This is a genomic window from Streptococcus sp. WB01_FAA12, assembly GCF_012843315.1.
Taxonomy (GTDB): domain Bacteria; phylum Bacillota; class Bacilli; order Lactobacillales; family Streptococcaceae; genus Streptococcus.
In genome coordinates this window covers 57544-83576 of the sequence record NZ_JABAEX010000005.1, presented here as the reverse complement: position 1 = coordinate 83576, position 26033 = coordinate 57544, and the positions used below count along the sequence as shown (strand labels likewise).

Genomic DNA, 26033 nt, shown 5'->3' with positions numbered 1-26033 from the left:
ATCATTCGTTTTTATACTTTGTGGCATAGTTTAGGAGGAAAAACAAATGAGTGAAAAAACAAAAAAAAGGTTCCAAATGCCTTCATCTTACACTGTTTTGATCATTATTATTGCTATCATGGCAATCTTGACTTGGATCATTCCAGCAGGTAAGTATGACACGAACGAAGCAGGTGGCCTCATTGCAGGTACCTATCAAACTGTTGACTCTAATCCCCAAGGGATTTACGATATTCTGATGGCTCCAATCCGGGCGATGCTCGGTCACGAACCAACTAAAGCCGCTATTGACGTAGCCTTCTTCATCCTCATGGTTGGAGGATTTCTAGGTGTCGTCAATGCGACAGGCACATTAGATGTTGGTATTGCCTCTATTGTTAAGAAATACAAAGGACGCGAAAAAATGCTGATCCTCATCCTCATGCCCCTCTTTGCACTTGGAGGAACAACTTATGGTATGGGTGAAGAAACCATGGCATTTTATCCACTCCTTGTTCCTGTTATGATGGCTGTTGGTTTTGATAGCATTACTGCCGTTGCCATCATTCTACTAGGTTCTCAAGTCGGCTGTCTTGCCTCTACTCTCAATCCTTTTGCTACTGTTATCGCCTCTGATACAGCGGGTGTATCATCTATGGACGGGGTTATCCTTCGTATCATCTTCTGGTTTGTTATGACAGGTATTAGCACATACTTTGTTTACCGCTATGCGGAAAAGATTCAAAAAGATCCCACAAAATCACTTGTCTACTCTCAACGTGAAGAAGACCTTAAACACTTCAATGTCACTGATAACGAAAATGCTCCATCTGTCTTGAACAAGAAACAAAAACATGTTCTTGCCTTGTTCATCTTGACTTTCATCATCATGATCGCCAGCTTTATCCCTTGGGTAGACTTGCACATCACTCTATTTGAAGACTTCAAGAATTGGTTGATTGGTCTCCCTGTTATTGGTGGAGCTATCGGTTCATCTGCTCTACCATTCGGTAGCTGGTACTTCCCAGAAGGGGCTATGCTCTTTGCTGTGATGGGTATTCTTATTGGTGTTGTTTACGGCCTTAAGGAAAGCAAGATTATCTCTACTTTTATGGCTGGTGCAGCAGATCTTCTCACCGTAGCCTTGATTTGTGCAGTGGCTCGTGGTATCCAAGTTATCATGAATGACGGTATGATTACTGCAACTATTCTACACTGGGGTGAAGTCGGACTTCAAGGTCTCTCTTCTCAAGTCTTCATCGTTTTGACTTACCTCTTCTACCTTCCTATGTCATTCCTTATCCCATCTTCATCTGGACTTGCTAGTGCTACAATGGGAATCATGGCACCGCTTGGTGAGTTCGTTAACGTAAAACCTAGTCTCATCATCACTGCCTATCAATCTGCATCTGGTGTACTAAACCTTGTTGCTCCAACTTCTGGTATCGTTATGGGGGCTCTCGCGCTCGGCCGTATCAGTCTAGGAACTTGGTGGAAATTTGTTACTAAACTCATTGTCGTTATTGTCATTGTGAGCATACTTCTTCTTATCCTAGGTACCTTCCTACCATTCCTTTAGAACAAAGTGTGAGGTAAAACGAATGACCGTCTACATCACTGACTCCATTAAACAGAGCTTTATACAGAGTCTAAAGACTCTCATCTCCTACCCATCTGTCCTCCAAGAAGGGGAAAATGGGACACCTTTTGGACAAGCTATTCAAGATGTTCTAGAAAAGACGCTGGAAATCTGCCGTGAACTTGGCTTTAAAACTTATATTGATCCTAAGGGCTATTATGGTTATGCAGAGGTTGGTGAGGGAGAACTCCTTGCTATCCTCTGTCACTTGGATGTTGTGCCTGCAGGAGATTTGTCAGATTGGCAATCTCCTCCATTTGAAGCAACTATCAGAGAAGGCAAACTCTATGGACGAGGGGCACAAGACGACAAAGGTCCTTCACTCGCAGCTCTCTACGCAGTGAAAAGCTTGCTGGACCAAGGCATCCAATTTAAGAAGCGCGTGCGTTTTATCTTTGGTACGGATGAAGAAACTCTTTGGAGATGTATGGCACGCTACAACGCCCTCGAAGAACAAGCCAGCATGGGATTTGCACCGGATTCGTCATTTCCTTTGACATACGCTGAAAAGGGGCTCCTTCAAGTCAAGCTTAATGGCCCCGGTTCTGATCATCTCAAGCTTGATGTCGGAGGTGCCTTTAATGTCGTACCAGACAAGGCAAGTTACCAAGGTCCTCTTTATGAAGAGATTTGTAAAGGTTTGAAGGAAGCAAATTTTGATCACCAAACCACAGACCAAACCGTGACCGTACTCGGGGTACCTAAACACGCCAAAGATGCTAGTCAAGGTGTCAATGCAGTCATTCGACTTGCTAGTATACTCGCACCTCTCCAATCCCACCCTGCCCTCCATTTTCTAGCCGACAAAGCAGGACAAGATGGTAGGGGGCTTGGAATCTTTGGAGAGGTTACTGATGAACCGTCTGGTTCCCTTTCCTTTAATGTTGCAGGGTTGACCATCAATCCCGATCGCTCCGAGATTCGGATCGATATACGCATACCTGTGCTAGCAGATAAGGAGAAACTGGTGGCACAGCTCACTCAGTGCGCCAAAGACTACCAACTTGACTACCAAGAATTTGACTATCTAGCCCCCCTCTATGTCGCAAGAGATAGCCAACTTGTTACTACCCTTATGCAAGTCTACCAAGAAAAAACCGGAGATAAAACTCCTCCTCTCTCATCAGGTGGTGCTACCTTTGCCCGCACCATGCCAAACTGTGTAGCCTTTGGCGCTCTTTTCCCAGGAGCACAACAAACTGAACATCAGGCAAATGAAGCAGCTGTCCTAGACGACCTTTATCGTGCTATGGACATCTACGCAGAGGCGGTTTACCGTCTCGCAACCTAACCAGATAAAGGTTTCTACCAAAAAAATCCCGCAGATTTGCGGGATTTTTTCTTACATCAATGCGCCAACATTTCTTGGGCGATTTCTTGACCAGATAGGTTATCTGGATAGTAGGTTGGCCAGTTATCCATCTCTTCAAAGAGGGCTTCTTGGCTGGTGCCTCCAAAGAAGATATGGAAATGTTCTGCCTTAACTGGAGCGATATTGTGGTCACTAAACTGAACATACTTGAACTGTCCAGCGTCCGCATCTGTCGCTTCAAAGAGGAAGCGCACGCCACGATTGCCTTTCTTATAAGTCAAGATTTTCTTGCCGACATACTTGTAGGTGAATTTCTTGCTTTGGCCACCTTGAACAAATTCCATAGTGTTATCAGTAATGTTGATCTTGGTCACATCTGTCTGATAGCCTTTTCTATAGTAGGCCTTGTACTCTTCCTTGGTCATCTTGCCAGTCAACTTAGCCTTGTAATCAAAGACTTGATCAAAAGTTCCGTCCTCAAGGAAAGGATAGACAGACTGCCAGTTGCCAGCATAGTCACTCAAGGTGCGGTCCTTGACATCAGCATCCTCAAAGTAACCATTGTGAACTGTCTTGGTATTTTCTTCCTTCTCTGGCTCAATTTCTGATCCTTCTTGGTCTGTTGTCTGCTTCAAAGCCTTGAGGTTTTTCTCCATCACGGAGATATAGTCCTCACCAGCCTTGGTTGCTTCTTCTGTCAGACTTTCTAGCGGATTGAGCACATCTAGTTTGACGCCCGTTTCTTTTGAGAGGGTATTGGCGAGGGCTTGTGAGGCATTTTCCTCAAAGTAGATATAAGAAATCTTGTTTTTCTTGATATACTCTGTCAATTCTGCCAAACGTGCTGCTGATGGCTCTGCATCTGGTGAGAGACCTGAGATGGATACTTGCTTGAGACCGTAGTCCAAGGCAAGGTAGTTAAAAGCAGCATGCTGGGTTACAAAGCTCTTTTGCTTCGCTTGAGACAAGCCATCTGTGTAGGTCTTGTCCAAGGCTTTTAGTTTCTCAATATAGGCAGCTGCGTTCTTCTCAAAAGTCTCTTTTTTATCAGGATAATCTGCTGACAAGCTGTCACGGATATGCTCTACCAGTTTGATGGCGCGTGCTGGTGAAAGCCAAACGTGAGGATCGTAGTCGTGATGGTGACCTTCACCACCGTGATCATGGCCTTCCTCTTCTTCCTCACCACCTGGCAAGAGCAGCATATCACCTGTCGCCTTGATGGTTTTCACTTTTTTCTTATCCAAAGTATCTAGCAATTTAGGAACCCATGTTTCCATATTTTCATTTTCATAGACAAAAGTATCTGCATCTTGGATTTTAGCAACTGCCTTGGCAGACGGTTCGTATTCGTGAGGTTCTGTACCAGCACCGATTAGAAGTTCTACATTGGCAGTATCTCCTGCGACTTGCTTGGTAAATTCGTAGACAGGGTAAAAGGTTGTCACGATATTTAGCTTCCCATCTGCCTGTTTTTGATTGGAACAAGCCACTAAAAACAGGACGCATAGACTAGCTAGTAGTAAGCTAATTTTTTTCATTTCATTCTCCTATTTGATAAAACGTTTCAATAGACTGACTAACAAAAAGACAGCTACAAAGATAATAGTGATACTAGCGCTGGCAGGGGTTTCCGCATAGTAGGAAATATAGAGTCCTGCCACCATTCCCAAAAAGCCAATCGCACTAGCCAGTAACATAACAGATTTAAAGTTTTTCCCCAAACGAAGGGCAATACTAGCTGGCAAGACCATAATGGTTGACACCAAAAGGGCTCCTGCTGCTGGAATCATGAGGGCAATCGCCACCCCTGTCACCATGTTAAAGAGGATGGACATAGTGCGGACAGGTAACCCATCTACAAAAGCCGTATCCTCATCAAAGGTCAGGATGTACATAGGACGTAAGAACAAGAATGTCAAGAGCAAAACGACTGCAGCAATGACAAAGAGGGCAATGACCTGCTCCTCACTAATGGTCACAATGGAACCAAAGAGGTATTGATCCAGACTCATGGAACTCGAACTTTTCCCCTTACTCATCACGATAAGGGAGACTGCAAGCCCTGTCGACATGAGGATGGCAGTCCCGATTTCCATAAAGTTCTTGTAAACCGTACGGAGATACTCCAGAAAAACCGCTGCAATCAAGACAATGACAATGGTCGAAATGGTTGGCGAAATCCCCAAAACCAGACCAAAGGCTACACCAGACAAAGAAACGTGACTAAGAGTATCACTCATCAAACTCTGACGACGTAAGATAAGGAAGGTCCCAAGAACTGGAGAAAAGAGACTCATGGCAATGACAGCCAAGAAGGCCCGCTGCATGAAGTCATATGATAACAAACTAAGCATGGTCCACCTCCTGGTCACTCTCGTGAACGTTAAAACAACGCCATGGCGAGTCTTGGTTACGCACTAGATGGATATTTCGATCCGCGTAATCCTTGACCTCCTCAGGGTCATGGGTAATCATCAAAACGGCCTTGCCATGATGGTGGGCACTGTGGTGCATGAGTTCGTAAAATTCATTTTTGCTCCCCGCATCCATCCCTGTCGTCGGCTCATCCAAGACAAAGATATCTGGGTCAGAAGCAAACATCCGTGCAATAACCGCCCGTTGCTTTTGCCCTCCCGAGAGGGAGCCAATTCGTTTATCACGGTGTTCCCACATACCAACTGAGTCTAGACTGGCCTTGATATGCTCTTCATCGTGAGCGTTCAAGCGACGGAACCAACCCTTTCGAGGGTAGCGACCTGACTTGACAAATTCATAAACCGTACTTGGAAAGCCAGCATTAAAACTGGCTATTTGCTGGGGAAGATAAGCTATCCTAAGCTTTTTCCCATGAGTATTTGTCTTTGAGATGGTTACCTTGCCAAATCTTGGTTGCAAGATGCCTAGACTCGCCTTGATAAGCGTTGTCTTGGCAGCCCCATTTTCACCAGTCAGGGTGACAAACTCCCCACTATCAACACTGTAGTTGATATGTTCGAGGACAGGTTCCTTGTCATAATAGAAAGACAAGTCCTCTACTGTAATATACCGCATTATTTGATTTCTCCTACTAAAGCAGTTAAAAACCGCTGGATGACTTCTTGTTCATTTGGAGTAAACTGATTTGCTACTTGTTCATAGGCTGAGAGCGTGTGTTCATGATGATGGTGGTGTTCTGCCGCTACTGGTCGAGCTAGCTCTGTCAGTTGATAAAAGATCACACGCGCATCCTTTGGATCTCTCGATGTCTCTAACATACCCTCTTTGACTAAAGACTTGATAGCCTTGGTCACTGCCGCCTGACTGACATTGAGGCGACGGGCCAACTCCGAGTTGGTTAAGGATTCTTCTGACAAGAGCATGAGGATGTGTTCCTGAGTATTGGTCAAGGCTACGTCACTTGTGCAATGCCCAATCAGAATTTCATGCTGGTTCTCAGATCTCAAGATCACCTCGTTTAAAAAGTTATCGATTTCCTGTGCAAGCTGTCTCATATGTTACTCCTTCCCTGGCTATCTTTTCCATAAAAAACTTAGATAGCCACCGATTCTTTACTGGTTAATTATATCATAAACCAAAAAAGAGTCAAGGGGAAAAGGCGTAAAAACGTTTCCCTAGACTCTTCTAGATGTGAAATTTAACCTATTTTTGCTTTGGTTTTCGACTCGATAAGATACCTGCCAAACCAGCTACCATTCCCATCAAGAGCAAGAAGATGGACTGTTCACTTCCTGTATTTGGGAGAGCTTTTTCTGAGACAACTGCCTTCTTGCTAAATTGACCTGCCACCTCATAAGTAAGTGGCACATTCGTAGTCGCATCGCTAACAGCCGCATTCGTTTGAGGCGTTTCTACTGGCAGACTAAAGGTTGTAGAATCCACAGAAATCGTCCGTGAGTTTGGATTGATCTTTTCATACTGGGTCAAATCAGCTGTTTTCAGATACTCTTCAAAGGCTGCATCCATAGATGGGCCTTCTTCACGCGCGCCACCTAACATCGTGTAGCCATCGCCACCCGCAGCTAGGAAATCATTGGTTGCAAGATAGTAGGTTTTTGCGAGGTCTAGAAGATCATAACGATCAGTCGTGCGGTTTTTGACCTGGATGGCCAAGACACGTTTACCTGATGGTAGGCTGGTATCATAGTAGACCTTCACACCTGAAACTTGCAAGAAGCCACCACTTGGTTCTAGCAATGGTTGTCCGTTCTCATCCAAGACCTTCTTGCCATCCTTATCGACCTGCAAGATAGATCCGAGTGACTTTTCAAACATATCCAAGACTTGTTGCCCAGTCACTTGGATTTGTGAAATGGTATTTCCAAATGGAAGAACCGCAATGACATTTCCTTTCGTAATCGGTTTGCCTTTTGCAATGGTTTCACGCAAGCCACCGCCATTTGTCACAGCGATGTCAGTCGGATGGCTAAATCCTGTCTGACCATACTGATAGAGGGAGTCCGCTACGACGTTTCCGAGGTTGGTTTCACGAACCCGAACATTTTCACGATCTCCATTGAGTTCTACAGGGCTGTTTGAAACGACTTCAACAGCATTTTCAGCATCGTATTTTTGTTTAATGTCTTTGACTAGTTTTTCAACTGTTGGATTGGCTGGTAATTTTTTAGCATCTGCAGCCGCAATCAACGTAGGATTACCCAAAAGCTGACGTGATTTGTAGATAACTTTCCCAACATTATGAAGGTAACTTCCTGTTTGGTTATAGGTAACATTGTCGCCATAAGTTGTGGAAGCTACTGTATGAGAATGCCCATCAATAACTGTCACACGTTTGCCTTTGAGACGAGGATTTTTAGATAGAGCTTCTGCCAAGGTTGAACCACGCCACTCGACTGGAGTTGTGGTATCTACACCCAAGTGAGCGAGCACAACATAGTGTTTGTAGTCCTTACCCTCTGCACGCGCCTTGGCTTGAACTTCTTCGATGACCTTATTGACTTCAGAGATTGGATCTGTAAAAGTTACCCCTTTAATGTTTTTAGGGTGGGTTTTTGTAGCAGTTTCAGGTGTTGTCACACCGATTACAACAAACTCATCACCTTCCACAGTCTTATCTTTATCAACGATTGTAGAAGCTTCAAAAAGACGAGCTCCATTGACATAGGTATTTGAGCTAAGTAATGGGAATTTCAAGATTTCCTTGTATTTCTTAGCTTCGTCCAAACCAAAGTCAAACTCATGATTTCCTACTGCCATGGCATCATACTGCATCTGATTGAGAATTTCAGCACGCGCTTCACCCTTAGTAGAGTTGGAAATCGGTAAACCTTGGAAAGCGTCTCCCGCATCAACAACCAGCGTATTTTGATTTGACTTCGCACGTTCCTGCTCGATGACAGTCGCTAACTTGGCATCTCCAATTACTCCCTTTTCCTCTACAATACGACCATGAACATCATTGGTATGTAAGATAACGGTGTCCTTTTCTTCGCTTTTAGTAGATTCAACAGGAGCTTCCTTTGCTTCCGCCGATTCAGCACTTGCGGGACTTGCCGCCTCTGTTGTTGGAGCTACAGGAGTTTCTGAAGTTGCAGGATTTGTTAATACTGCTGGACTTTCTGCAGGGGCAGCTGCTTCTTCAGCATAGACCTGTCCAGCTAAAAAAGCTGGGGCCAGTAGGGCTGTCGACAAGACAGGTAATAAGAAACGTTTATTCATTTTAAAATCCTTTTCTTTTCTTTTTCCCTTTATATTATACGATATTTCTGAAAAAAATAAAACTTTTGACCTGTTTTTCTCTTGAATATTCGCCATTTAAACAAAAAACCTGAACCAAAAAGTTCAAGTTTTTTTATCAATTTATTGAAAATCTTTGATATTTCCATCATAGATCGCCCAGTCCTTACTAAAGAAACGGTCATTCATCTTGTAGTCTGGAGCTGGTTTCGGATCCGTCAAGAAAGGATTGACAACCTTATCAAAAGCCAACCAGCCCAACCAACCTAAGTGGATGGTATCCTTGATAAAGTAAGGTTCTCCTCCGTTTTTTGAAAAGTCAGCAATGTTGGTAAAGCCTTGACTTTCTAACTGGTAACGAATTTTCTCCACTGCATGTTGATACATTTCTTCACTGAGTTCTGTGTATTCCATCCATTTTTTGTTGACAGGCTGGATAACAAAGAGCACATTGACTTTTGATTTGGCAAATTGATTGAGAACCAGCTGCAAATCATTGTATTCAGACGACTTTAGGAAGTTATAATTTTTTTGATACCCTTCCCATTTTTTTAAGTCTTTTTTGACCTCGTACGTGTAGAAATGATTCTCCATCCCCATATCGTTATTGGTCGTATTTGCCTCTGCATCCTTACGGGCAATTTCTTCTAAAGCATCATAGGAAAACTGATCAGGAAGATCTTTTAAATAGTTTTCTACATGTTCTTTGTACTTGAGTTTCCCCCGAATGGAAAATTGACCAAAAAGAGAGGACTGCTTTTCATTGAATCGTGCAAAGAGGTTGATGATAAGTCGATCAGCATCTGACAATTCCTCTCCTTTTGAAAGCTTTTGAAGGATGCCTTTCAATGCCACACTCGGGTTCTGCTTCAACAAACGCGTCGCAGCATGCTTAGCCGAGATGTCCCCAGATTGATTTTCTAAAAAAGCTGTCAACTGGTCGCTATTAAAGAATCTCTGAAACGCTGCTGGCTCGTAATCCGTCTCTGTAAACCACTGAGGAGAGATGACAAACACCGCCTGCTTTTCCTCGATTTCTGGCAGAATCTGCTGCAAACCGAAATATTGATTAAGCGAGGCCGCTCCTGCCTGACCCATAAAGTAAGGGCGATAGGGACGATTGTATTTTTCTGCTAAAACAGCTGGATGGACACTATCAAATCGAATCCATTCACTTGACCCTAGAAAAGGGACAAAACGCATATTGGGATCCGTTAGCGCCCTCACTTTTTGACTTCTCTCTTTAAAACTTTCCCTACTGATGGAAGCTGCAGAGTACTTCTCCTCCATCAAATTGTGGCTTTGTTTACTAGGAAAGAAATAGATGAGCAAAAGAACCAAAAAAGCTGCAGCAAATATGGGTCCGAAGATCAGCCACAAGCGTTTAAGCATTCTTTAACTCCGTAATACCTTCCACGATTTTATTAGCTGTATTCCAGTCATCACGACCAAACTCCGTCACTGGAACACGAATGTCAAAACGATTTTCAATCTCAACAATCAATTCAACCGTCCCCATACTATCCAAGACACCGGCATCAAAAAGATCTTCATCCATCATGTCAGAAACATCTTCCATAAACAACTCATCAATAATTTCAATAACTTCTGATTTGATATCCATTTTTTATATCCTTTTATTTTTTAAACCACAAATCATTCAAAAATCCAGAAAAGATTAAGAATGAGAACATAACGACATGGAAGGTGATAACCATGCCAAGCAACTGAATCCAGCGATTTTCAGGTAAGGAACCCTTCCCAGCTTTTTTCCGTTCTTTATTGAGCGCTTTTTTCTTACGAACCCAAGCATCATTGATGACCAGCCCAATCCCATGAAAAAGTCCATAGGCGATGTAGTACCAGGTCACACCATGCCAAAATCCCATAATCAGCATATTGAGAACATAGGCTACACTTGAGGTCACATTGCGATTTTTAAAGACCTTCTTTCTGGTCAACACCATGACCATCCGCATAAAGACAAAGTCACGAAACCAGAAAGACAGACTCATGTGCCAGCGATTCCAAAACTCTTTTAAATCCCTTGATAAAAAGGGCTTGTTAAAGTTGATAGGACTATGAATCCCCATCAAGTTTGAAATTGCTAAAGCAAACATAGAATAGCCCGCAAAGTCAAAGAAGAGCTCCAGACCAAAGGTGTACATGACCGCTAAAGCATAATGATTAAAGAAACCGCCTGTCTGCAAGGCCAAATTTTTCAGCGGAGGCAATAATGTCTCTCCTAAAATATGCGCCAAGATAAACTTGTAGAGGAAGCCAAGCATGATATACTTGACAGCCTCTTCTAGCATATCCATCAGCTCATCCCTCTCAGGAATGGTCTCATAATTTTCATCGAAGCGTTTAAAACGATCAATGGGACCACTTGAGAAAGTCGGCATAAAGAGAAGAAAACGTAAGAATTGCCAGATTGTTAAATCCTTGATGACACCATCTCTCAACTCAACGATAACCCCAACTGCACGAAAGGTCAAGTAAGAAATCCCTAAAAAGCCAAACAAAGATTGAGGGCCATGAATAGCAGGAGATACTTTCACAAAGACGATTGGCAATAGAGATAAAAAGCTAACCAGGTAAAATATCCATTTACTATCCCGTCGTTTCCTGTACCTTTTGTAGAAAAATACAAGCAGTACTTGCCAGATAACATAAAGGATAAGAGCGCTTATTTGATTCGTCTTTCCACCGACCAACATGGTGACGATAAAGAAGAGACTAACCAGCACCTTGTACAAGGCAAAACGTTTCTTAAAAAAGAGCCCGATAAATATCGGTAGGGTCGCAGCAATCACATACAAAAAATAATAAAGATTGCCATAAGGTTCCAAATGAGGTAGCTGTTTATAAAGCTCCATCATCTATTGTTTACCTCATTAATCAAGCCCTTGATATCAATTTTACCATTAGGCGTCAGTGGTAAACTATCTCGATAAAGGAATTTCGATGGCATCATATAAGACATCATGATATCTGCTAGGTCTTCCTTGATAGCCTTGGTAATATCGATATCACGCTCAAACTGCTCACGAACACCGTCCTTCAAAATAACGTAGGCCAGTAGATTTTGTACCTTGTGATCCTTGTTATAGCGTGGAACAGCAACAGCCGACTCGATATAGCGAGATTTGTTGAGGTTTTGAGAAACATCTTCAAGCTCAATACGATAACCGTTAAACTTAATCTGGAAATCCATTCGTCCACCATAGAGAAGCAAGCCCTCATCTGTCATAGTTCCTACATCCCCTGTGTGGTAGGCCGGAAGACCTTCGAACTCAAAGAAAGCTTCTGCCGTTTTTTCAGGGTTATTCATATAGCCTTTTGAAACAGCTGGCCCAGAAACGATGATTTCTCCCTGTTCACCATTCGGCAGTTTTTTGCCTTCCTCGTCAATGATAAAGGTTGGAGAATCAGCCTTGGTATAGCCGATTGGTAGACGTTTGAGAGTCGTCAACATCTCGTCTGTTACGGCAACAGCTGATAGGGCTACTGTCGCTTCCGTTGGACCGTAGGCATTGATAATGCGGGCATTTGGGAATCGCTCGCGTAGTTTTTGAGCTGTTTTAACCGTCAATTCTTCACCATCAAAGTAGAAATGCGTGATTCCAGGCATTTTCTCACTATTAAAATCTTCTGACAACATGGCCATATCGGCAAAGGAAGGCGTTGAGGTCCAGATAGCAATCGGGAGTGAAAAGATCGTCGCAAAGAGTTTTTTGAAATCCTGAGTAATGGCTGAAGGAAGAGCGAAAAGCGTGCCACCAAGTGCCAAAGTCGGTGCCCAGTACATGACAGATAGGTCAAAAGAATAAGGGGGCTGAGCCAGCATTTGTGGACGACTTGGCGTCGCAAATTCCTTATCTGTAATCATCCAGTTGGTAAAGCTGAGGAGATTATCGTGGGAAATCTGCACTCCCTTTGGCTTACCAGTCGTACCAGAAGTAAAGATGATGTAGTAGTTGTCATCCCCCTTGACTGGATGGGTCATCTCGTAGCTGGAAGCTTGAGCAAAAGCTTCATGGACTTGCTTTAAATTCAGCATCGGTGTGCTAGTTTGCTCTAATGGAAAATCTGAGATAGCAATAATCAAGCTTGGCTCTGCAACTTCTACGATAGCAGAAATTCGTTCCAAGGCCGAATGGCTGTCAATTGGAATATAGGCATGCCCCGACTTAGTCAGCGCTACAAAGGTAGCCAACATCTCATACTCCTGACCACCAAAAACGACGACTGGAGATTTCTCAGGCAAGCCAAGTTGATCAATAGCTGCAGCTAAACTATCTGAATCAGCCTTCAGATCACCATAAGTATGCTCTTGACCTAAAACATTGTAGACAGGATATGTTGGCTGTGTTTGAGCAAAGTACTCAATTGTTTCAATCATATCTTTTATCGGTTTATTAGACACGGTTCCTCTTCTCCTTTAAACTAGAACTCATTATAAATAAAGGTGCCTTGGCTCTGACCAAGGTAACTAAAAAAATAAAGCAAACCAAGTAAGATTACAAAATATAGGACGGTCTGTCCCAAAAACATATACAATTTTCTGTGTTTTCCCATAGTTAGTGTGTTCAATTTTCTATGATTTTTCAAAAAAGCTATGCAACTATGCATTTACTATCTTATCTTCCTAACATTTTACCACTTTATCAACCTTTTTTTCAACTGTTTACCATAACTTAAAAGTTCGTTTTAGGTTATTTTAAGATAAATTAAAATGTTAACAGTAAACGTAAACAAAAATTTCCATTTCTATAAATCTCCTATACCAGTCATCAGAAATTAAACAGTTTAAAAAATGACAACAAACACACGGCTCCCCCTTTGGGCATTTTTATGCTAAAATAGTAGCTATGGATAAAATTATTAAAACTATATCAGAAAGCGGAGCCTTTCGTGCTTTTGTCCTTGATAGCACTGAAACCGTCCGCACTGCTCAAGAAAAACATCAAACTCAAGCCAGTTCAACTGTTGCACTTGGTCGCACCCTTATCGCTAGCCAGATTCTCGCAGCCAATGAAAAAGGAAATACCAAACTAACAGTTAAAGTTCTGGGAACGAGCTCTCTCGGGGCCATCATCACAGTCGCAGATACCAAGGGCAATGTTAAAGGCTACGTTCAAAATCCAGGTGTTGACATCAAAAAGACCGCAACAGGTGAAGTCCTAGTCGGACCTTTTGTTGGAAACGGTCAATTTCTCGTTATCACAGACTATGGTACTGGAAATCCCTACAACTCCATGACTCCTCTCATCTCTGGGGAAATCGGTGAAGACTTGGCATACTACCTGACAGAAAGCCAACAAACCCCTTCAGCAGTCGGCCTCAATGTTCTTTTGGATAAAGACGACAAGGTCGAGGTTGCCGGTGGTTTTCTTCTCCAAGTATTGCCAGGAGCCAAGGAAGAAGAGATTGCTCGCTTTGAGAAACGCATCCAAGAAATGCCAGCCATCTCAACCCTTCTAGAAAGCGACGACCATATCGAAGCCCTTCTCAAGGCTATCTACGGCGACGAATCCTACAAACGCCTTTCCGAAGAAGAAATCCGTTTCCAATGCGACTGCAGCAAAGAACGCTTTATGGATGCTCTTGCCAGCCTTCCAAGCTCAGACTTAGAGGAAATGAAAGAGGAAGACCACGGGGCAGAAATCACTTGTCAATTCTGCCAAACAACTTATAATTTTGATGAAAACGACCTGGAGGAACTCATTCGTGACAAATCTTAATACACCTTTTATGATTGGCAATGTTGAGATTCCCAATCGTACTGTTTTAGCGCCCATGGCTGGTGTCACCAACTCAGCCTTTCGTACCATCGCAAAAGAGCTTGGAGCTGGACTCGTTGTGATGGAAATGGTCTCTGACAAGGGAATCCAATACAACAACGAAAAAACCTTGCATATGCTTCACATCGATGAAGGCGAAAATCCCGTTTCTATCCAACTCTTTGGTAGTGATGAAGACAGCCTCGCACGCGCAGCAGAATTCATCCAAGAAAATACCAAGACTGATATCGTCGATATCAACATGGGCTGCCCAGTTAACAAAATCGTGAAGAACGAAGCTGGTGCTATGTGGCTCAAGGATCCAGACAAGATCTACTCTATCATCAACAAGGTCCAATCTGTCCTTGATATCCCCCTCACTGTCAAAATGCGTACAGGATGGTCTGATCCATCCCTAGCCGTGGAGAATGCCCTCGCAGCTGAGGCTGCAGGTGTCTCTGCCCTCGCTATGCATGGCCGTACTCGCGAACAAATGTACACAGGCCACGCAGACCTTGAGACTCTTCACAAGGTCGCTCAAGCTCTGACCAAGATTCCATTTATCGCCAATGGTGATATCCGTACGGTACAAGAAGCCAAACAGCGTATCGAAGAAGTCGGAGCTGACGCTGTTATGATTGGTCGCGCAGCAATGGGAAATCCTTACCTCTTTAATCAAATCAATCACTACTTTGAAACTGGAGAAATTCTCCCTGATTTGACTTTTGAGGACAAGATGAAAATCGCCTACGAACATTTGAAACGCTTGATTAACCTCAAAGGTGAAAACGTAGCCGTTCGTGAATTCCGCGGCCTCGCTCCTCACTATCTCCGGGGAACATCTGGCGCTGCCAAACTTCGTGGAGCCATTTCCCAAGCCAGCACTCTGGCAGAGATTGAAGCCCTCTTACAATTAGACAAAGCATAGTCTCACATCTACAACTCACAAAAACGGCAAAGCTCAAAAATGAGTCTTGCCGTTTTTATATATTTTCATCTTGTAAATCTAATTGCTTCACTCTAGCTATATAATAGGACATAATCAAAAACAAATTAAGGCTGACAATCCATATAGACCATTCATGAAGAAAATGCATCAATACAGCCAAGCTGATTGCGCCCACTACGAAACTTCCCACAACAATCCCATAATTTAAGGCCTGACGACGGTATTCTTGGATATTTCCTTCTCTTCTAGCAATGCGATACAAAGCGGTCAGCATCTTTCGGTAATTTCCAGACGTCATAAAAATGACATAGGGATGATCTTCAATCAAACTGCCCGTAAATGTTAGCATCATCATTCCTGTTCCAAAAGCGATGAAAGGAACTTCTAATAGAGGAAATCGTGAAAAGAAAGGTAGAATAAGAGTTCCAATAAATAAAGGGAGCAGCATCTTAACCCGCCAGTAGGCCGTTTTGCGGTATTCTTTCATGTGCAATGCAAACAGAAATCCTAGAGAAAAGAAAATAATGGAGCAGAATCGTAGCATCGTATTGATAACATTTGAGTCATGCCAATCAGATATCAATAGGAGAATATTCCCTGTCTGTGTCGCTACCAAACTATGGTATTGAATATGGCAAAACACATCCAAAGAACCACCTACAAATCCAAGAAATACTCCCATCAATCGTGTGTTTTGAGGTAAGATTAATTTATCCGCCATGTATTATCACTCGTTTTCCTTTGATTTTTTTATTATACCACTTTCTCTTGGAGAAACTAAGTGAAAAACAGTTGACTCACTCTTTTACAGAACGATTTCTAGTAAGAGTTAAAACACCAAATTTTATTATTGAATCAAGGCAACACTCGAAACTTTACCATCCGCACCTGTTGTAATTTGGATGATTTTTCCTCCACCGATTTTGGCATTATACTTGCCATCATCAAGAGTGTAAGAGTAGCCTCTGATAGAATAGTTTTCTTTCTTTCCATCTGCAGTTTCTACTGTAAATTGGCCCCCTGATGAAACCGTAATAGTTTCGCCATTTGCTCCCTTCCAGTTGCCTGCAGCTGCTGAGAAATCACCATCGACCATGGTTAAAACACCCTTGTAGCGTTTGTTGTGTTCTGCTTGCTTGTCTTGAAGTTGGCGGTCAGTTGTTGGATCATAGCCTGACTGGTTAGACTGGGCTTGAGAGCCTTGCTGAGTTGAAGGTGCCTGAGATGGAGCTTGCTGACTAGGGGCTGCTTGTTCTTGTCTTGATTCAGGCGCTGGTTTCGCTTGTGACTGATCCGCCGCTGTAGAAGACTGACCAGAAGATGCCTGGGCCTTTTCAGATGAAGCTGAGCTTGAAGATTTTTGAGTCTTGCTTTCTTTGCTAGAAGAAGCTGCTTTAGAGCTTGATGATTGACTTGTCTTTGCAGAGCTACTAGTTTGAGTGGTTTCGTTTTTATTTCCACAAGCTCCTAGTAGCAAGGTAGAAGCCAATACAGTCGCTGCCATCAATTTGATATAGGTTTTCTTTTTCATTTTTCTACTCCTTTGTAACGATTTTGTAATGTTAAGAAATCTTTTTGTAATATAATTGTAACATTAGACCTTAAATCTGTCAACTATTTAGAGAAACTATTTTAAAAATTGTCCCTTCTACTATTTCTATTCGTAATCGAAACTAAAAAATAGAAAATTTTTTAGATAAAAGTCCTATTTTTTACATCGCCTTTGTGTAATCACTTGTATCTTTTTAGATAAAGAGCTTCAATACTATTGAAATAGGATAAAAACATCTAATAATAGCAAATAAAGAGGTCGGGAACTTTGTCCCGACCTCACTTTTATTTCAATCGATAGGTTTTTCTTGGTTTCTTTTTGGGTACTCGTTTGAGTCCAACTTCTTCTACATATTCGCCGTATTTTACGAGAAAGTTATTGCTGACGATGGGCCGACCAGGATTGATGAGATTGACCAGTTCAGTCCCTTCGTAGACGGTGAACTCCTCCTCCAACAGATAAAGGAAGGTCGGGTTCCAGTCGAGACGGCCTTGGATTCGTTTGATGGATTCTTGGATAATGGCATAATGGTCAAAAGCGAAGGCTTGCTCCTCCAGCTCGACTCCCTCAAGGTAGCATTTTCCTGTCTGAAAATCGACATCTACGAAAACAACATCCTTGGCATCGTCTCCTGCTTGAACAAGTTCTAATGCACGACTAGGCAAATAAACCAAGTGGGCAATGGTCACCGTCCAGCCACGTGGATCACGACCGGGAGTTGATACGGTCATCAATTGCTCAATTTTTTCTAAAGGAAGATCGAGATTGACTTCTTCTCTCACCTCACGCTGACAGGCATGCGCAGCATCTTCTCCCTTATCCATAAACCCTCCAACTAAGGCCAAACAGTTTTGATAAGGGTGAGCCTTGCGGCGAATTAATAAGAGCTTGATCTTTCCTTCGACAAAGCAGTAGGCTACCATATCTACTGTCACACTTGGTTTTTCATATTGAGGGAGTTCCTGCTTGTAGTACCAATCCAAAAACTCCTCCTGACTGGCATGAATTTCATAATATTCTTTTTCCGTCATCCCTCCTGGAATCTTCGTGTCTGCCATCTTATGCCTCCTTTCGAACTGCCTTGGTCCATTGGTACCATCCCACTAGACTATTAAGTGTGTATACCCAGTACATACCTTGGATGTGGATATTTTCACCCCACCAGAGGTAGATACTAAAGAGATTGGTTGCAATCCAGAAAATCCATTGCTCACGATAGAGACGGGTCATCAAGAGCTGACCAACACCATTGGTCGCATCGGTAACACTATCACGGAAAGGGCGAGCACTATGGATACTTTGGTAAGCCAAGCCCATACCAATCCAGATGATGGCAGTCAAGACCAAGTACTTGAGCCAGTCAAGTACAGATAATTTCTTAGCTTCAAAGTGGGATTCTTCTGGTTTTCCTTGATCATTAATACGATTGGACAACCAAGCATAGAGACCAATCGGCTGCATAACAAAGAAGTAAACGGTCGTCAAGACTTCGCCATAAAAAGTCGCATTCATAGCTAAAATCAAATAGATGGCCGAGTTAATGGCTCCAAAGAGATAATTGCTAGCCCGTCCTTCTGCTACCAAGATAACACAGACAATCCCAGTCCAAGATGCAAACAAGCTCAGCCAGTCATGGCTTTCTGTATTTTGCGTGAATTCCAAGATCAAGGGAACACTTGACAAGGCGATGAGATACAACCACTGGAAAAGACTACGGCCGACAAAGAGATCTTTCCAGAGCAGGTGCATGATTCCTGCAAAACCAATCTTGCGGGCTTCTGCATGGACATTTTTAAAGTTCTCGATAAATTGTGTGATTTTTTTAGTTACTGTTTTCATCATTTTCTCCTAATCTGCTTGGTAAATGGCATCGATAGCTACTTTGGCTCCTTCATAATTGCCTAGATAATCCTCCGCTAGATAAACTAGTGGAATGGTGGTTAAATAGCGCTCTCTCATCTGGTCCAGATGCTGGGAAAAACTGTGACGAATATGGTCTTCCGCCATGGCCATATCTCTAAACCCGTCATTGACATAGGAGCCGACAGGTTGCACAAAGAGAATCAAGTCCCATTTTTCCTTAGCCAAGATCGAAACAAAGAGATTGTCAAAGGTTTCTCCTGATAAGTCCTCTTGAGCCTCAGCCTCCATGTAATAATCATAGTAGCCCTTGGTTACTAAGGAGTTTGTGTCAGCTATCACTAGACCTCGATTGGCATTGCTATCGATTAACTTAGAGGTCTGGTCATACTGCCCCAACAGGAGATAATAGTAATCTTTTGGAGTCAATTCATCGTCGCGGACATTGTTTTTGATCTGGTACTCACGCGCGTATTCTAGACTAACGGGCGCATCGTAATACCTTGCCAAATCCTTGGCTAGAGTGGTCTTCCCATTGCTGGCACTTCCCATAATCAACACTTTCTTAGTAAACTGACGACGGAAGGGCTGAGCAATATATTTCCAATATTTGCTTGGATTTTCTCGAATCATAGTCGCTGAGATTCCAAACTTTCTTTCTTGCAAAACGGTCTCAAAACCACGATTTGATAATTCTTGCTGGTAGTCACGTTCCCCCACAAAAAAGATCAGTTCTTGCTGGGCTTCATCGTAGGAAATCTCTGCTAACATCTGATCCAACCACTCCTGCCAGCCCATAGGGTAACGAGGAAGCTTGGTCTCATCTAACTTGCAGACAGAGGTCAACTCGTCATCACGAAAAGCCTCTCTGATATAGCGAAATCGTTTTTGAAGCGTTAAGCCTACCTGCTCACCTCGGTCTCCCTCATAGCCTGAAACGACTACCCAGACCTGGTCACACTGACGCTTCGCTCGCTGGATCAGATCGATATGCCCCTGATGTAGAGGGGCAAAGGTCCCAAACACTACTGCTGTTTTCTTTTTCATATACGCTAACCTTTTTATAAATTTCTATATTTTTGGTTTTCTATGTTTTTATTATATACTATATTTTTATTTTGTCAATAGTTTTTTATCATTTTATATAAAAAGGTTCCAAAAAAAGAATCAGGACTTCTCCTGATTCTCATTTTTTAAGCAATATCAAATTTCAATTGTCCAGCTTTGACACCGATTTTGAGAGTTTTGCCTGCTACCAGTTCTCCCTTTAGAAGGAGTTCTGCTAGCTTGTCTTCCACCTCTGTTTGTAGTGTTCTGCGAAGTGGACGGGCTCCCATTTCTGGATTGTAACCGTGACTAGCTAGTAACTTCAGTGCGGAAGCTTGCAGTTTCAGGTCAATGCCCTTCTCTGCTAAGCTAGCAATCAATGGTTTAACCATGATTTTGACAATTTCCTGCATGTGTTCGCTATCCAAGCTATGGAAGACCACCTTTTCATCAATACGGTTGATAAACTCTGGTCGATAAGCTTTTTTCAACTCTTCAAAGATCCGTTTTTCCATATTTTCCTGGTCGAAACGAATGTCTTTCGCGCCAAAGCCAACAGTCTTATCATCACGAAGGGCTGTCGCACCAAGGTTTGAAGTCATGATGATAATGGTATTTGAAAAGTCCACCTTGCGCCCCTTGCTGTCTGTTAGAACTCCATCATCCAAGACCTGCAAGAGGACATTAAAGATGTCTGGGTGGGCCTTCTCGACCTCGTCAAAGAGGAGAACAGAGTATGGTTTGTTGCGAACCTTCTCGGTTAACTCCCCACCTTCTTCGTAGCCCACATAGCCTGGAGGGGCACCGTTGAGACGGCTGGCTGCGAATTTCTCCATATACTCACTCATATCAAAGCGGATAAGAGCTGATTCGTCATCAAAGAGAACTTCTGCCAAAGCCTTGGCCAATTCGGTCTTTCCGACACCCGTTGGTCCTAGGAACATAAAGGAGCCAATCGGACGTTTGTGACTGCGAATACCTGACTGGTTACGGCGAATGGCACGGCTAATACTTGAAACAGCTTGATCTTGTCCGATGACGCGTTTATGCAGTTCTGCTTCCAAATTCAGGTACTTCTTAGCATCCGTTTGCGTCAGTTTTTGGACTGGGATACCTGACAAGCGACTCAAGGTGGTTAAAATATCAGATTCTGTCACCAAGTCTTTATAGACAGGCACTTCTTGTTCTTTTGCGATTAGCTGGGCTGCTTGTTTCCACTTGCCATCCATCAAGGCCTTGTCAGCTGGACTCAAGTCCGATTCGTCCATTCTCACATGCTTGGATTTGTTTTGCACTGTTGCTGCCGCCTCATCCAAGAGATCGATAGCAGAGTCTGGCAAGTGACGACTAGTCAAGTAACGATGCGCCATCTTAACAGCTGTTTCGACAGCTTCATCTGTGATTTGCACACGGTGGTGTTTCTCATAGGTAGCCTTCAAACCTTGTAAAATGGTCATGCTGTCAGCTAAACTTGGCTCTTCAATGGTCACTTTGGCAAAACGACGAGAAAGGGCAGCATCTTTTTCGATGTGTTTTTGGTATTCTTCCTGAGTGGTTGCTCCAACCGTTCTCAAAGTTCCACGCGCCAAGGCTGGCTTCAAGATATTGGCCGCATCTAGAGTCGAGTCAATACCGCTACCAGAACCCATGATGGTGTGGAGTTCATCGATAAAGAGGATTACTTTGCCATCTTCCTCGATATCCTTGATGATATTGTTCATGCGCTCTTCAAAATCTCCACGGAAACGTGTCCCCGCAACAACATTCATCAAATCAAGCTCCAAAACGCGCATTTTAGCCATTTCCGCAGGTACATCTCCACTAGCAATACGCTGGGCAAGTCCAAGAGCCAGAGCTGTTTTCCCAACACCAGCATCTCCAACCAAGACAGGATTGTTCTTGGTCTTTCGACTCAAAATCTGAATCATACGTGAGATTTCCTTGTCACGACCGATAACCGGCTCTAACTTACCAGAACGAGCTTGCTCCGTCAAATCATGCGTATAGTCCTCGAGACCGCCACTTGGATTCTGAGGCATGCCCATCATATTGGCCATGGAATTTTGTTTGTCAGTTACTGTGCGATGACGTTGACGCAAAGCCTTAAGGTCTTCACGACTCCATCCTGCACGTTCTTCTAGATTGCGACGAAGAGCAGCAATTCTAACCTGATCTTTCTGGTCTTCATAAGAGAAGCCTGCTCTCTCCAAGATGCGAGTTGCCAAAGCATTGCCGTCATGCAAAATCGCATAGAGGACATGCTCTGTCCCTAGTACCTTTGCGTGGACCACTGAGGCCACATACTCCGCTTCTGCAAAGAGAACCTCCAAACGATGGGAAAAGGGCAATTGCGTAAAGGTTTCGTCTTGGCTATAGTCCGTTTCAGTCAATTCCAAAGCAACCTCTTCTAAACGGTCCATTTCATAAGGATAATCATTTAGAGTCGCCCCTGCCACACTGTAACTGTGATTGGACATGGCAATCAATAAATGCCAAGACTCCAGGTATCGAGCTCCAAAATGGCCCGCAACCATGTAGGCACTTTCGATACATTCATTCAATGCTTTTGAATAGTTCATCTTACTTCTCTTTTCTATCTACCTCTTGTAATAGCTGTCGGAGCATATTGGCACGGACAACTGAGGATTCTTCCCCTAGGACACGATCCGTTGCCACAGATACCAGTAAGGTCATCTCCTGCTTGGTCATCAAGTCCTGCTCCACCAAAAGCTGGAGAATATCTTCATAAATCTCCTGACTAACTCGCTCACCAATCGAGTAAAGCAAATCGCGGAGCATCTCATGATGATTGGAAAACTCAATACGCCCTATGCGAATGTAGCCTCCGCCACCACGCTTGCTCTCAACCAAGTAACCTCTGCTTTCAGTAAAACGTGTCTTGATTACATAGTTGATCTGACTAGGCACAACCTGAAAGGTATCTGCCAACTGGCTCCGCTGCAATTCCACGATACCAGATTGGTCTAAAATCGCCTTGATATAGGCTTCGATATGATCTGATGTATTTTTAAATCTCATAGTAAATCAAACTCCTTCTTTGAACCTTGACTATCTTTGACTATTATACCGAAATTTTTGATTTTTTTAAAGGAAAAGGGAGCAAGTAAAGAATAATCTTCACCAACTCCCTATTTTTCTAAGTATTTAATCCCAATTCCGCTAAGATTTGACGCTTATAGGCAATTTTTTGGACTTCCTTGTCTTCGCTCTGGGACCAATCTAGTTTAACTTCAGAAACAATCTGTCCAGGCCGATTTTTTAGAATATAGATGCGGTCACTGAGGTTGAGGGCTTCCTCGATACTGTGTGTGATGATGAGTGTTGTCAGCTCTAGTTGCTTGTGAATCTCCAGATACCAATCGTGAAGTTCCATCTTGGTCATCTCATCCAAGGCGCTGAAAGCCTCATCCAAGAGAAAGAGCTTGTGCCCGAAAAGGTAGGTGCGGAGTAAGGCCACACGCTGACGCATCCCTCCACTGAGTTCGTGAGGATACTTGTCCCGTACAGCTGTCAACTGGAAGGTCGCAAGGATATCATCCGCTCGGGCAACGGCTTCTGCCTTATCCACCTTTTGAATCAAGAGGGGCAGGATGATATTGCCAAGCACCGTCTTGTGCTCCAAGAGTAAATCCTTTTGCAACATATAACTCACGCGCCCCTTGGGATTCTCCTCGCCATCAAGAACAATTCTTCCCGACTGGACTTCTAAAATTCCTGCGATTAGATTAAAGAGGGTAGTCTTGCCTACACCACTGGGACCTAGGATAGAAACCACTTCACCCGAAGTCACCTGCAGGTTAATATCCTCCAAAATCTTCTCCTCACCATAGGCATAACTTACATGTTCTAGTCTAATTTCTGTCATTATTTTACAAATTCGTTAGTGAATCCTTTGTCAGTCAAGTCTTCTTTGAGGATACCATTTTCTTTATCCCATTTGTAGAAGGCATTCCAGCGAGTGGCGTCAAACTGTCCCCATTTTTCCTTATCGCTGGCGTATTCTTTTGACAAGTATTTTTGAGATTCGACGACAAAGTCACGTTTTTCCTTAAGTTCAGGTGCATTTTTGATAAGGATATCGGCTGCTTCCTCTGGATGTTCCATGGCATATTGGTAGCCTTTTTTGATAGCTTGGATGACTTTACGAGCTTCTTCTTTGTTGTCTTTGAGATAGTCGTTGTTTGCGATGATAACTGGTGAGTAGTAGTCAAACTCCTTGACATAGTCTTTCAAATACATGAAGTTAGCGTCTACGCCTTGAGATTTGGCAAGAATACCATCCCAACCGTAGTAAATCCAAGCAGTGTCAAAGACGCCATTGGCAATCGGTGTGATTGAGTTCGAGTCGTTGTTTGGTACTTTTTCGACCTTCTCAAAGTCTCCACCTTGCGATTCTACCAAGGTTTTCAACATAGCAAGCTCAGTCGGGTCATTCCAGGTTCCGTATTTCTTCCCGACCAAGTCTTTTGGACTGCTGACATTGTCAGATTTGCGTGAGATGATTCCTGATGTATTGTGCTCAACGATAGCGGCAACGGCAGTGATTCCTGCCCCTTTTTCCAATTTCTTAGCCATATAGTCTTGGAAATAGATAGCAAATGGTGCCTTGCCATTGATCACCAAGTCAGATGAGCTTTCTTCTGGTGGCAATTTCAAATCAACATCCACTCCAGCTTCTTTGAAATAACCTTTTTCCTTGGCTACATAAAGACCTGTGTGGTTGGTATTTGGCGTCCAGTCTAGGATAAAATCAATCTTCTTGACTTCTGCCTCTTTGTTGTCCTTAGAAGCAGTTCCTTGGCCACAAGCCACAAGCACGACAGCTACAAGAGCTGTTACAATCGTTAAAAACACTTTCCATGTTTTCTTCATTTTCATTTCCTCTTTTCTTTTTCTCAAACGTCTTCTATGGACGCTTCCATTTAATCACATATTTCTCACTGATATCGACCAGCTTCATGCCCAGAAGGCTGATAAGCGACACCAGAATAATAATGGCAAACATGGTATCATACTGAAACAGTTTCTTGGACTGAATCATGTAGACACCTAGTCCTTCAAAGCCCCCCAACCACTCAGATACCACTGTTGTGATAAAGGCGTAGGAGACACTGACCCTCAGACCTGCATAAAAGTAAGGCAGGCTGACTGGGATTTTAAAATGCCAAAGGATTTGCCAAGGGTTTGCACGCATCAGACTAAACAAGGTCAGCATATCCTTGTCACAATGCCTAAAACCATCCAAAATACTGACTATGATAGGAAAGGTTGTCGTCAAAATAATCAAGACAATCTTGGGCAAAATCCCATAACCTAGCCACAAGACCAAGATAGGAGCTATGGCAATAGTCGGAATGGTCTGCACAACCACCATCATAGGGTAGATAAGATCATTGAGCCAAGTCAAACTGTCCATAAGCACAGCCATGAGACAGGCAATCAAGACTCCCAAGACTAGACCCAGTAAAGCCACTCTCAAGGTCGCCCAGCTATGGTGCCAAAGAAATTCTCTGTCACGAACAAAGGCCTGGAGAATTTCAAGAGGGGTCGGCAGGATAAACTTGGGTAAAAGTTTGAATATTCCTGCTAACTGCCAGACCGACAAGACTCCGAGAAATCCCAAAAGACTAATCTGTCGTCTCATCATACTTTTCAAGTTTCTCATCGATGCTTAAAATCTCTCCTACATTTATTTTGACATTGGCAAAGACATTATCTGCCTCCTGTCCGGCCACTTCAAGCGCTTCTTTGAGAATGCGCATAAGCTCATCAAACTCTCCTTCCAAAACCGTTTCAAAAGGTGTCACCACCATGGTCACGGACTGAGCTTGCAGATAAGCAATCACTTGATCGATAATAGCAATTCGATCAATCCCCTGTGATAGGGGTAAGACTTGCAAGGCAATGCTTGCTTTCATAAAAACCTCCTCTTCTCAGGTTTCCTTTTGACAAAAAGAAAAACCTTTACCATATATACGGAAAAGGTGCAGAATTCGACTAAGTATCCTTCCCTACGCTGGCATTACCCAGATCAGGTGCGGTCGAAGTTTAACACTTCCTCTCAGACTGTACACAGACTCCCGTATCTTATATGGACATATGATAACGCAAAAGCAAGGATAAGTCAAGGAAACTGCTTACAGAAAATCTTGAAAAAGAGTTTGAAGACAAATGCTTCAAACTCTATCATA

25 protein-coding genes and 1 riboswitch are annotated in these 26033 nt (G+C 43.1%); of the genes, 4 read left to right on the top strand and 21 right to left on the bottom strand.

Annotation, left to right across the window (positions count from 1 at the left end):
* The first annotated feature begins 46 nt into the window (after positions 1-46).
* Positions 47-1558 carry a YfcC family protein gene (locus HF881_RS07150; protein WP_001291839.1) on the top strand — a complete coding sequence of 504 codons (1512 nt, stop codon included), beginning with the start codon at positions 47-49 and terminating at the stop codon, positions 1556-1558.
* 22 nt (positions 1559-1580) lie between these two features.
* The gene (locus HF881_RS07145) at positions 1581-2909 is read left to right on the top strand and encodes a dipeptidase (protein ID WP_169446931.1); all 1329 of its coding nucleotides are present in this window, start codon (positions 1581-1583) and stop codon (positions 2907-2909) included.
* Between the two features lie 56 nt (positions 2910-2965).
* Here HF881_RS07145 and adcA read toward each other — a convergent pair whose 3' ends face one another.
* The 10 genes from adcA to HF881_RS07095 form a co-directional block, all read right to left on the bottom strand.
* A complete protein-coding gene (gene adcA, locus HF881_RS07140; protein WP_169446930.1) occupies positions 2966-4471 on the bottom strand; it encodes a zinc ABC transporter substrate-binding lipoprotein AdcA in 1506 nt (501 codons plus the stop codon).
* A gap of 9 nt (positions 4472-4480) precedes the next feature.
* Positions 4481-5287, bottom strand: a complete 807-nt coding sequence (locus tag HF881_RS07135) for a metal ABC transporter permease (protein ID WP_084877208.1) — start codon at positions 5285-5287, stop codon at positions 4481-4483.
* Complete coding sequence (locus tag HF881_RS07130) at positions 5280-5984, bottom strand: metal ABC transporter ATP-binding protein (protein ID WP_001269482.1); 705 nt, start codon at positions 5982-5984, stop codon at positions 5280-5282. Before HF881_RS07130 ends, HF881_RS07135 begins: the two co-directional genes overlap by 8 nt.
* Positions 5984-6424: a zinc-dependent transcriptional regulator AdcR gene (gene adcR / locus HF881_RS07125; protein ID WP_001249325.1), complete on the bottom strand. Its 441-nt coding sequence runs from the start codon at positions 6422-6424 to the stop codon at positions 5984-5986. The genes HF881_RS07130 and adcR overlap by 1 nt, the downstream gene beginning before the upstream one ends.
* 148 nt (positions 6425-6572) lie before the next feature.
* Positions 6573-8609 carry a cell surface ecto-5'-nucleotidase Nt5e gene (nt5e, locus tag HF881_RS07120; protein WP_169446929.1) on the bottom strand — a complete coding sequence of 679 codons (2037 nt, stop codon included), beginning with the start codon at positions 8607-8609 and terminating at the stop codon, positions 6573-6575.
* Between the two features lie 141 nt (positions 8610-8750).
* Complete coding sequence (gene dltD / locus HF881_RS07115) at positions 8751-10019, bottom strand: D-alanyl-lipoteichoic acid biosynthesis protein DltD (RefSeq protein ID WP_169446928.1); 1269 nt, start codon at positions 10017-10019, stop codon at positions 8751-8753.
* Positions 10012-10251, bottom strand: a complete 240-nt coding sequence (gene dltC, locus HF881_RS07110) for a D-alanine--poly(phosphoribitol) ligase subunit DltC (protein WP_000351972.1) — start codon at positions 10249-10251, stop codon at positions 10012-10014. The genes dltD and dltC overlap by 8 nt, the downstream gene beginning before the upstream one ends.
* Positions 10252-10264: 13 nt before the next feature.
* The gene (gene dltB / locus HF881_RS07105; RefSeq protein WP_169446926.1) at positions 10265-11509 is read right to left on the bottom strand and encodes a D-alanyl-lipoteichoic acid biosynthesis protein DltB; all 1245 of its coding nucleotides are present in this window, start codon (positions 11507-11509) and stop codon (positions 10265-10267) included.
* Positions 11506-13056, bottom strand: coding sequence for a D-alanine--poly(phosphoribitol) ligase subunit DltA (dltA, locus tag HF881_RS07100; protein WP_169446924.1), 1551 nt, complete (start codon positions 13054-13056; stop codon positions 11506-11508). The genes dltB and dltA overlap by 4 nt, the downstream gene beginning before the upstream one ends.
* Positions 13057-13076: 20 nt before the next feature.
* Positions 13077-13208, bottom strand: a complete 132-nt coding sequence (locus HF881_RS07095; RefSeq protein WP_025168981.1) for a teichoic acid D-Ala incorporation-associated protein DltX — start codon at positions 13206-13208, stop codon at positions 13077-13079.
* Positions 13209-13501: 293 nt separating this feature from the next.
* Here HF881_RS07095 and hslO point away from each other — a divergent pair, with 293 nt between their 5' ends.
* Together hslO and dusB are read left to right on the top strand one after the other, a co-directional pair.
* The gene (hslO, locus tag HF881_RS07090; protein ID WP_169446922.1) at positions 13502-14374 is read left to right on the top strand and encodes an Hsp33 family molecular chaperone HslO; all 873 of its coding nucleotides are present in this window, start codon (positions 13502-13504) and stop codon (positions 14372-14374) included.
* Complete coding sequence (dusB, locus tag HF881_RS07085; RefSeq protein ID WP_000183317.1) at positions 14361-15341, top strand: tRNA dihydrouridine synthase DusB; 981 nt, start codon at positions 14361-14363, stop codon at positions 15339-15341. Before hslO ends, dusB begins: the two co-directional genes overlap by 14 nt.
* 55 nt (positions 15342-15396) lie before the next feature.
* Here the strand turns inward: dusB and HF881_RS07080 are convergent, their stop codons facing one another.
* From HF881_RS07080 to HF881_RS07030, 11 genes are all read right to left on the bottom strand, one after another.
* Positions 15397-16083, bottom strand: coding sequence for a DUF1275 family protein (locus tag HF881_RS07080; RefSeq protein ID WP_000764009.1), 687 nt, complete (start codon positions 16081-16083; stop codon positions 15397-15399).
* Between the two features lie 126 nt (positions 16084-16209).
* Complete coding sequence (locus HF881_RS07075) at positions 16210-16893, bottom strand: hypothetical protein (protein WP_169446920.1); 684 nt, start codon at positions 16891-16893, stop codon at positions 16210-16212.
* 305 nt (positions 16894-17198) lie between these two features.
* On the bottom strand, positions 17199-17972 hold the full coding sequence (locus HF881_RS07070; protein ID WP_169446917.1) for an NUDIX hydrolase: 774 nt from the start codon (positions 17970-17972) through the stop codon (positions 17199-17201).
* A 1-nt stretch (position 17973) separates the two neighbouring features.
* Complete coding sequence (gene pnuC / locus HF881_RS07065) at positions 17974-18753, bottom strand: nicotinamide riboside transporter PnuC (protein ID WP_169446915.1); 780 nt, start codon at positions 18751-18753, stop codon at positions 17974-17976.
* A 9-nt stretch (positions 18754-18762) separates the two neighbouring features.
* Positions 18763-19821 (bottom strand): AAA family ATPase, encoded by a 1059-nt coding sequence (locus HF881_RS07060; protein WP_169446913.1) that lies wholly within the window; start codon positions 19819-19821, stop codon positions 18763-18765.
* A gap of 146 nt (positions 19822-19967) precedes the next feature.
* The gene (locus HF881_RS07055) at positions 19968-22400 is read right to left on the bottom strand and encodes an ATP-dependent Clp protease ATP-binding subunit (RefSeq protein ID WP_169446911.1); all 2433 of its coding nucleotides are present in this window, start codon (positions 22398-22400) and stop codon (positions 19968-19970) included.
* A 1-nt stretch (position 22401) separates the two neighbouring features.
* On the bottom strand, positions 22402-22860 hold the full coding sequence (locus HF881_RS07050) for a CtsR family transcriptional regulator (RefSeq protein WP_084921098.1): 459 nt from the start codon (positions 22858-22860) through the stop codon (positions 22402-22404).
* Between the two features lie 118 nt (positions 22861-22978).
* Positions 22979-23707 carry an ABC transporter ATP-binding protein gene (locus HF881_RS07045; protein WP_169446909.1) on the bottom strand — a complete coding sequence of 243 codons (729 nt, stop codon included), beginning with the start codon at positions 23705-23707 and terminating at the stop codon, positions 22979-22981.
* Positions 23707-24714: an ABC transporter substrate-binding protein gene (locus HF881_RS07040; RefSeq protein ID WP_169446908.1), complete on the bottom strand. Its 1008-nt coding sequence runs from the start codon at positions 24712-24714 to the stop codon at positions 23707-23709. The genes HF881_RS07045 and HF881_RS07040 overlap by 1 nt, the downstream gene beginning before the upstream one ends.
* Before the next feature lie 34 nt (positions 24715-24748).
* On the bottom strand, positions 24749-25507 hold the full coding sequence (locus tag HF881_RS07035; RefSeq protein WP_084975925.1) for an ABC transporter permease: 759 nt from the start codon (positions 25505-25507) through the stop codon (positions 24749-24751).
* The gene (locus tag HF881_RS07030; RefSeq protein ID WP_000647673.1) at positions 25470-25760 is read right to left on the bottom strand and encodes a thiamine-binding protein; all 291 of its coding nucleotides are present in this window, start codon (positions 25758-25760) and stop codon (positions 25470-25472) included. The genes HF881_RS07035 and HF881_RS07030 overlap by 38 nt, the downstream gene beginning before the upstream one ends.
* A gap of 73 nt (positions 25761-25833) precedes the next feature.
* Positions 25834-25936: riboswitch (TPP riboswitch) on the bottom strand.
* Positions 25937-26033: the final 97 nt, after the last annotated feature.

Bases quoted from the DNA above. Each gene is read 5' to 3' on its own strand.
- HF881_RS07150 (WP_001291839.1), top strand. From the start codon at position 47: ATGAGTGAAAAAACAAAAAAAAGGTTCCAAATGCCTTCATCTTACACT.
- HF881_RS07145 (WP_169446931.1), top strand. From the start codon at position 1,581: ATGACCGTCTACATCACTGACTCCATTAAACAGAGCTTTATACAGAGT.
- adcA (WP_169446930.1), bottom strand. From the start codon at position 4,471: ATGAAAAAAATTAGCTTACTACTAGCTAGTCTATGCGTCCTGTTTTTA.
- HF881_RS07135 (WP_084877208.1), bottom strand. From the start codon at position 5,287: ATGCTTAGTTTGTTATCATATGACTTCATGCAGCGGGCCTTCTTGGCT.
- HF881_RS07130 (WP_001269482.1), bottom strand. From the start codon at position 5,984: ATGCGGTATATTACAGTAGAGGACTTGTCTTTCTATTATGACAAGGAA.
- adcR (WP_001249325.1), bottom strand. From the start codon at position 6,424: ATGAGACAGCTTGCACAGGAAATCGATAACTTTTTAAACGAGGTGATC.
- nt5e (WP_169446929.1), bottom strand. From the start codon at position 8,609: ATGAATAAACGTTTCTTATTACCTGTCTTGTCGACAGCCCTACTGGCC.
- dltD (WP_169446928.1), bottom strand. From the start codon at position 10,019: ATGCTTAAACGCTTGTGGCTGATCTTCGGACCCATATTTGCTGCAGCT.
- dltC (WP_000351972.1), bottom strand. From the start codon at position 10,251: ATGGATATCAAATCAGAAGTTATTGAAATTATTGATGAGTTGTTTATG.
- dltB (WP_169446926.1), bottom strand. From the start codon at position 11,509: ATGATGGAGCTTTATAAACAGCTACCTCATTTGGAACCTTATGGCAAT.
- HF881_RS07095 (WP_025168981.1), bottom strand. From the start codon at position 13,208: ATGGGAAAACACAGAAAATTGTATATGTTTTTGGGACAGACCGTCCTA.
- hslO (WP_169446922.1), top strand. From the start codon at position 13,502: ATGGATAAAATTATTAAAACTATATCAGAAAGCGGAGCCTTTCGTGCT.
- HF881_RS07080 (WP_000764009.1), bottom strand. From the start codon at position 16,083: ATGGCGGATAAATTAATCTTACCTCAAAACACACGATTGATGGGAGTA.
- HF881_RS07075 (WP_169446920.1), bottom strand. From the start codon at position 16,893: ATGAAAAAGAAAACCTATATCAAATTGATGGCAGCGACTGTATTGGCT.
- HF881_RS07070 (WP_169446917.1), bottom strand. From the start codon at position 17,972: ATGGCAGACACGAAGATTCCAGGAGGGATGACGGAAAAAGAATATTAT.
- pnuC (WP_169446915.1), bottom strand. From the start codon at position 18,753: ATGAAAACAGTAACTAAAAAAATCACACAATTTATCGAGAACTTTAAA.
- HF881_RS07060 (WP_169446913.1), bottom strand. From the start codon at position 19,821: ATGAAAAAGAAAACAGCAGTAGTGTTTGGGACCTTTGCCCCTCTACAT.
- HF881_RS07055 (WP_169446911.1), bottom strand. From the start codon at position 22,400: ATGAACTATTCAAAAGCATTGAATGAATGTATCGAAAGTGCCTACATG.
- HF881_RS07050 (WP_084921098.1), bottom strand. From the start codon at position 22,860: ATGAGATTTAAAAATACATCAGATCATATCGAAGCCTATATCAAGGCG.
- HF881_RS07045 (WP_169446909.1), bottom strand. From the start codon at position 23,707: ATGACAGAAATTAGACTAGAACATGTAAGTTATGCCTATGGTGAGGAG.
- HF881_RS07040 (WP_169446908.1), bottom strand. From the start codon at position 24,714: ATGAAGAAAACATGGAAAGTGTTTTTAACGATTGTAACAGCTCTTGTA.
- HF881_RS07035 (WP_084975925.1), bottom strand. From the start codon at position 25,507: ATGAGAAACTTGAAAAGTATGATGAGACGACAGATTAGTCTTTTGGGA.
- HF881_RS07030 (WP_000647673.1), bottom strand. From the start codon at position 25,760: ATGAAAGCAAGCATTGCCTTGCAAGTCTTACCCCTATCACAGGGGATT.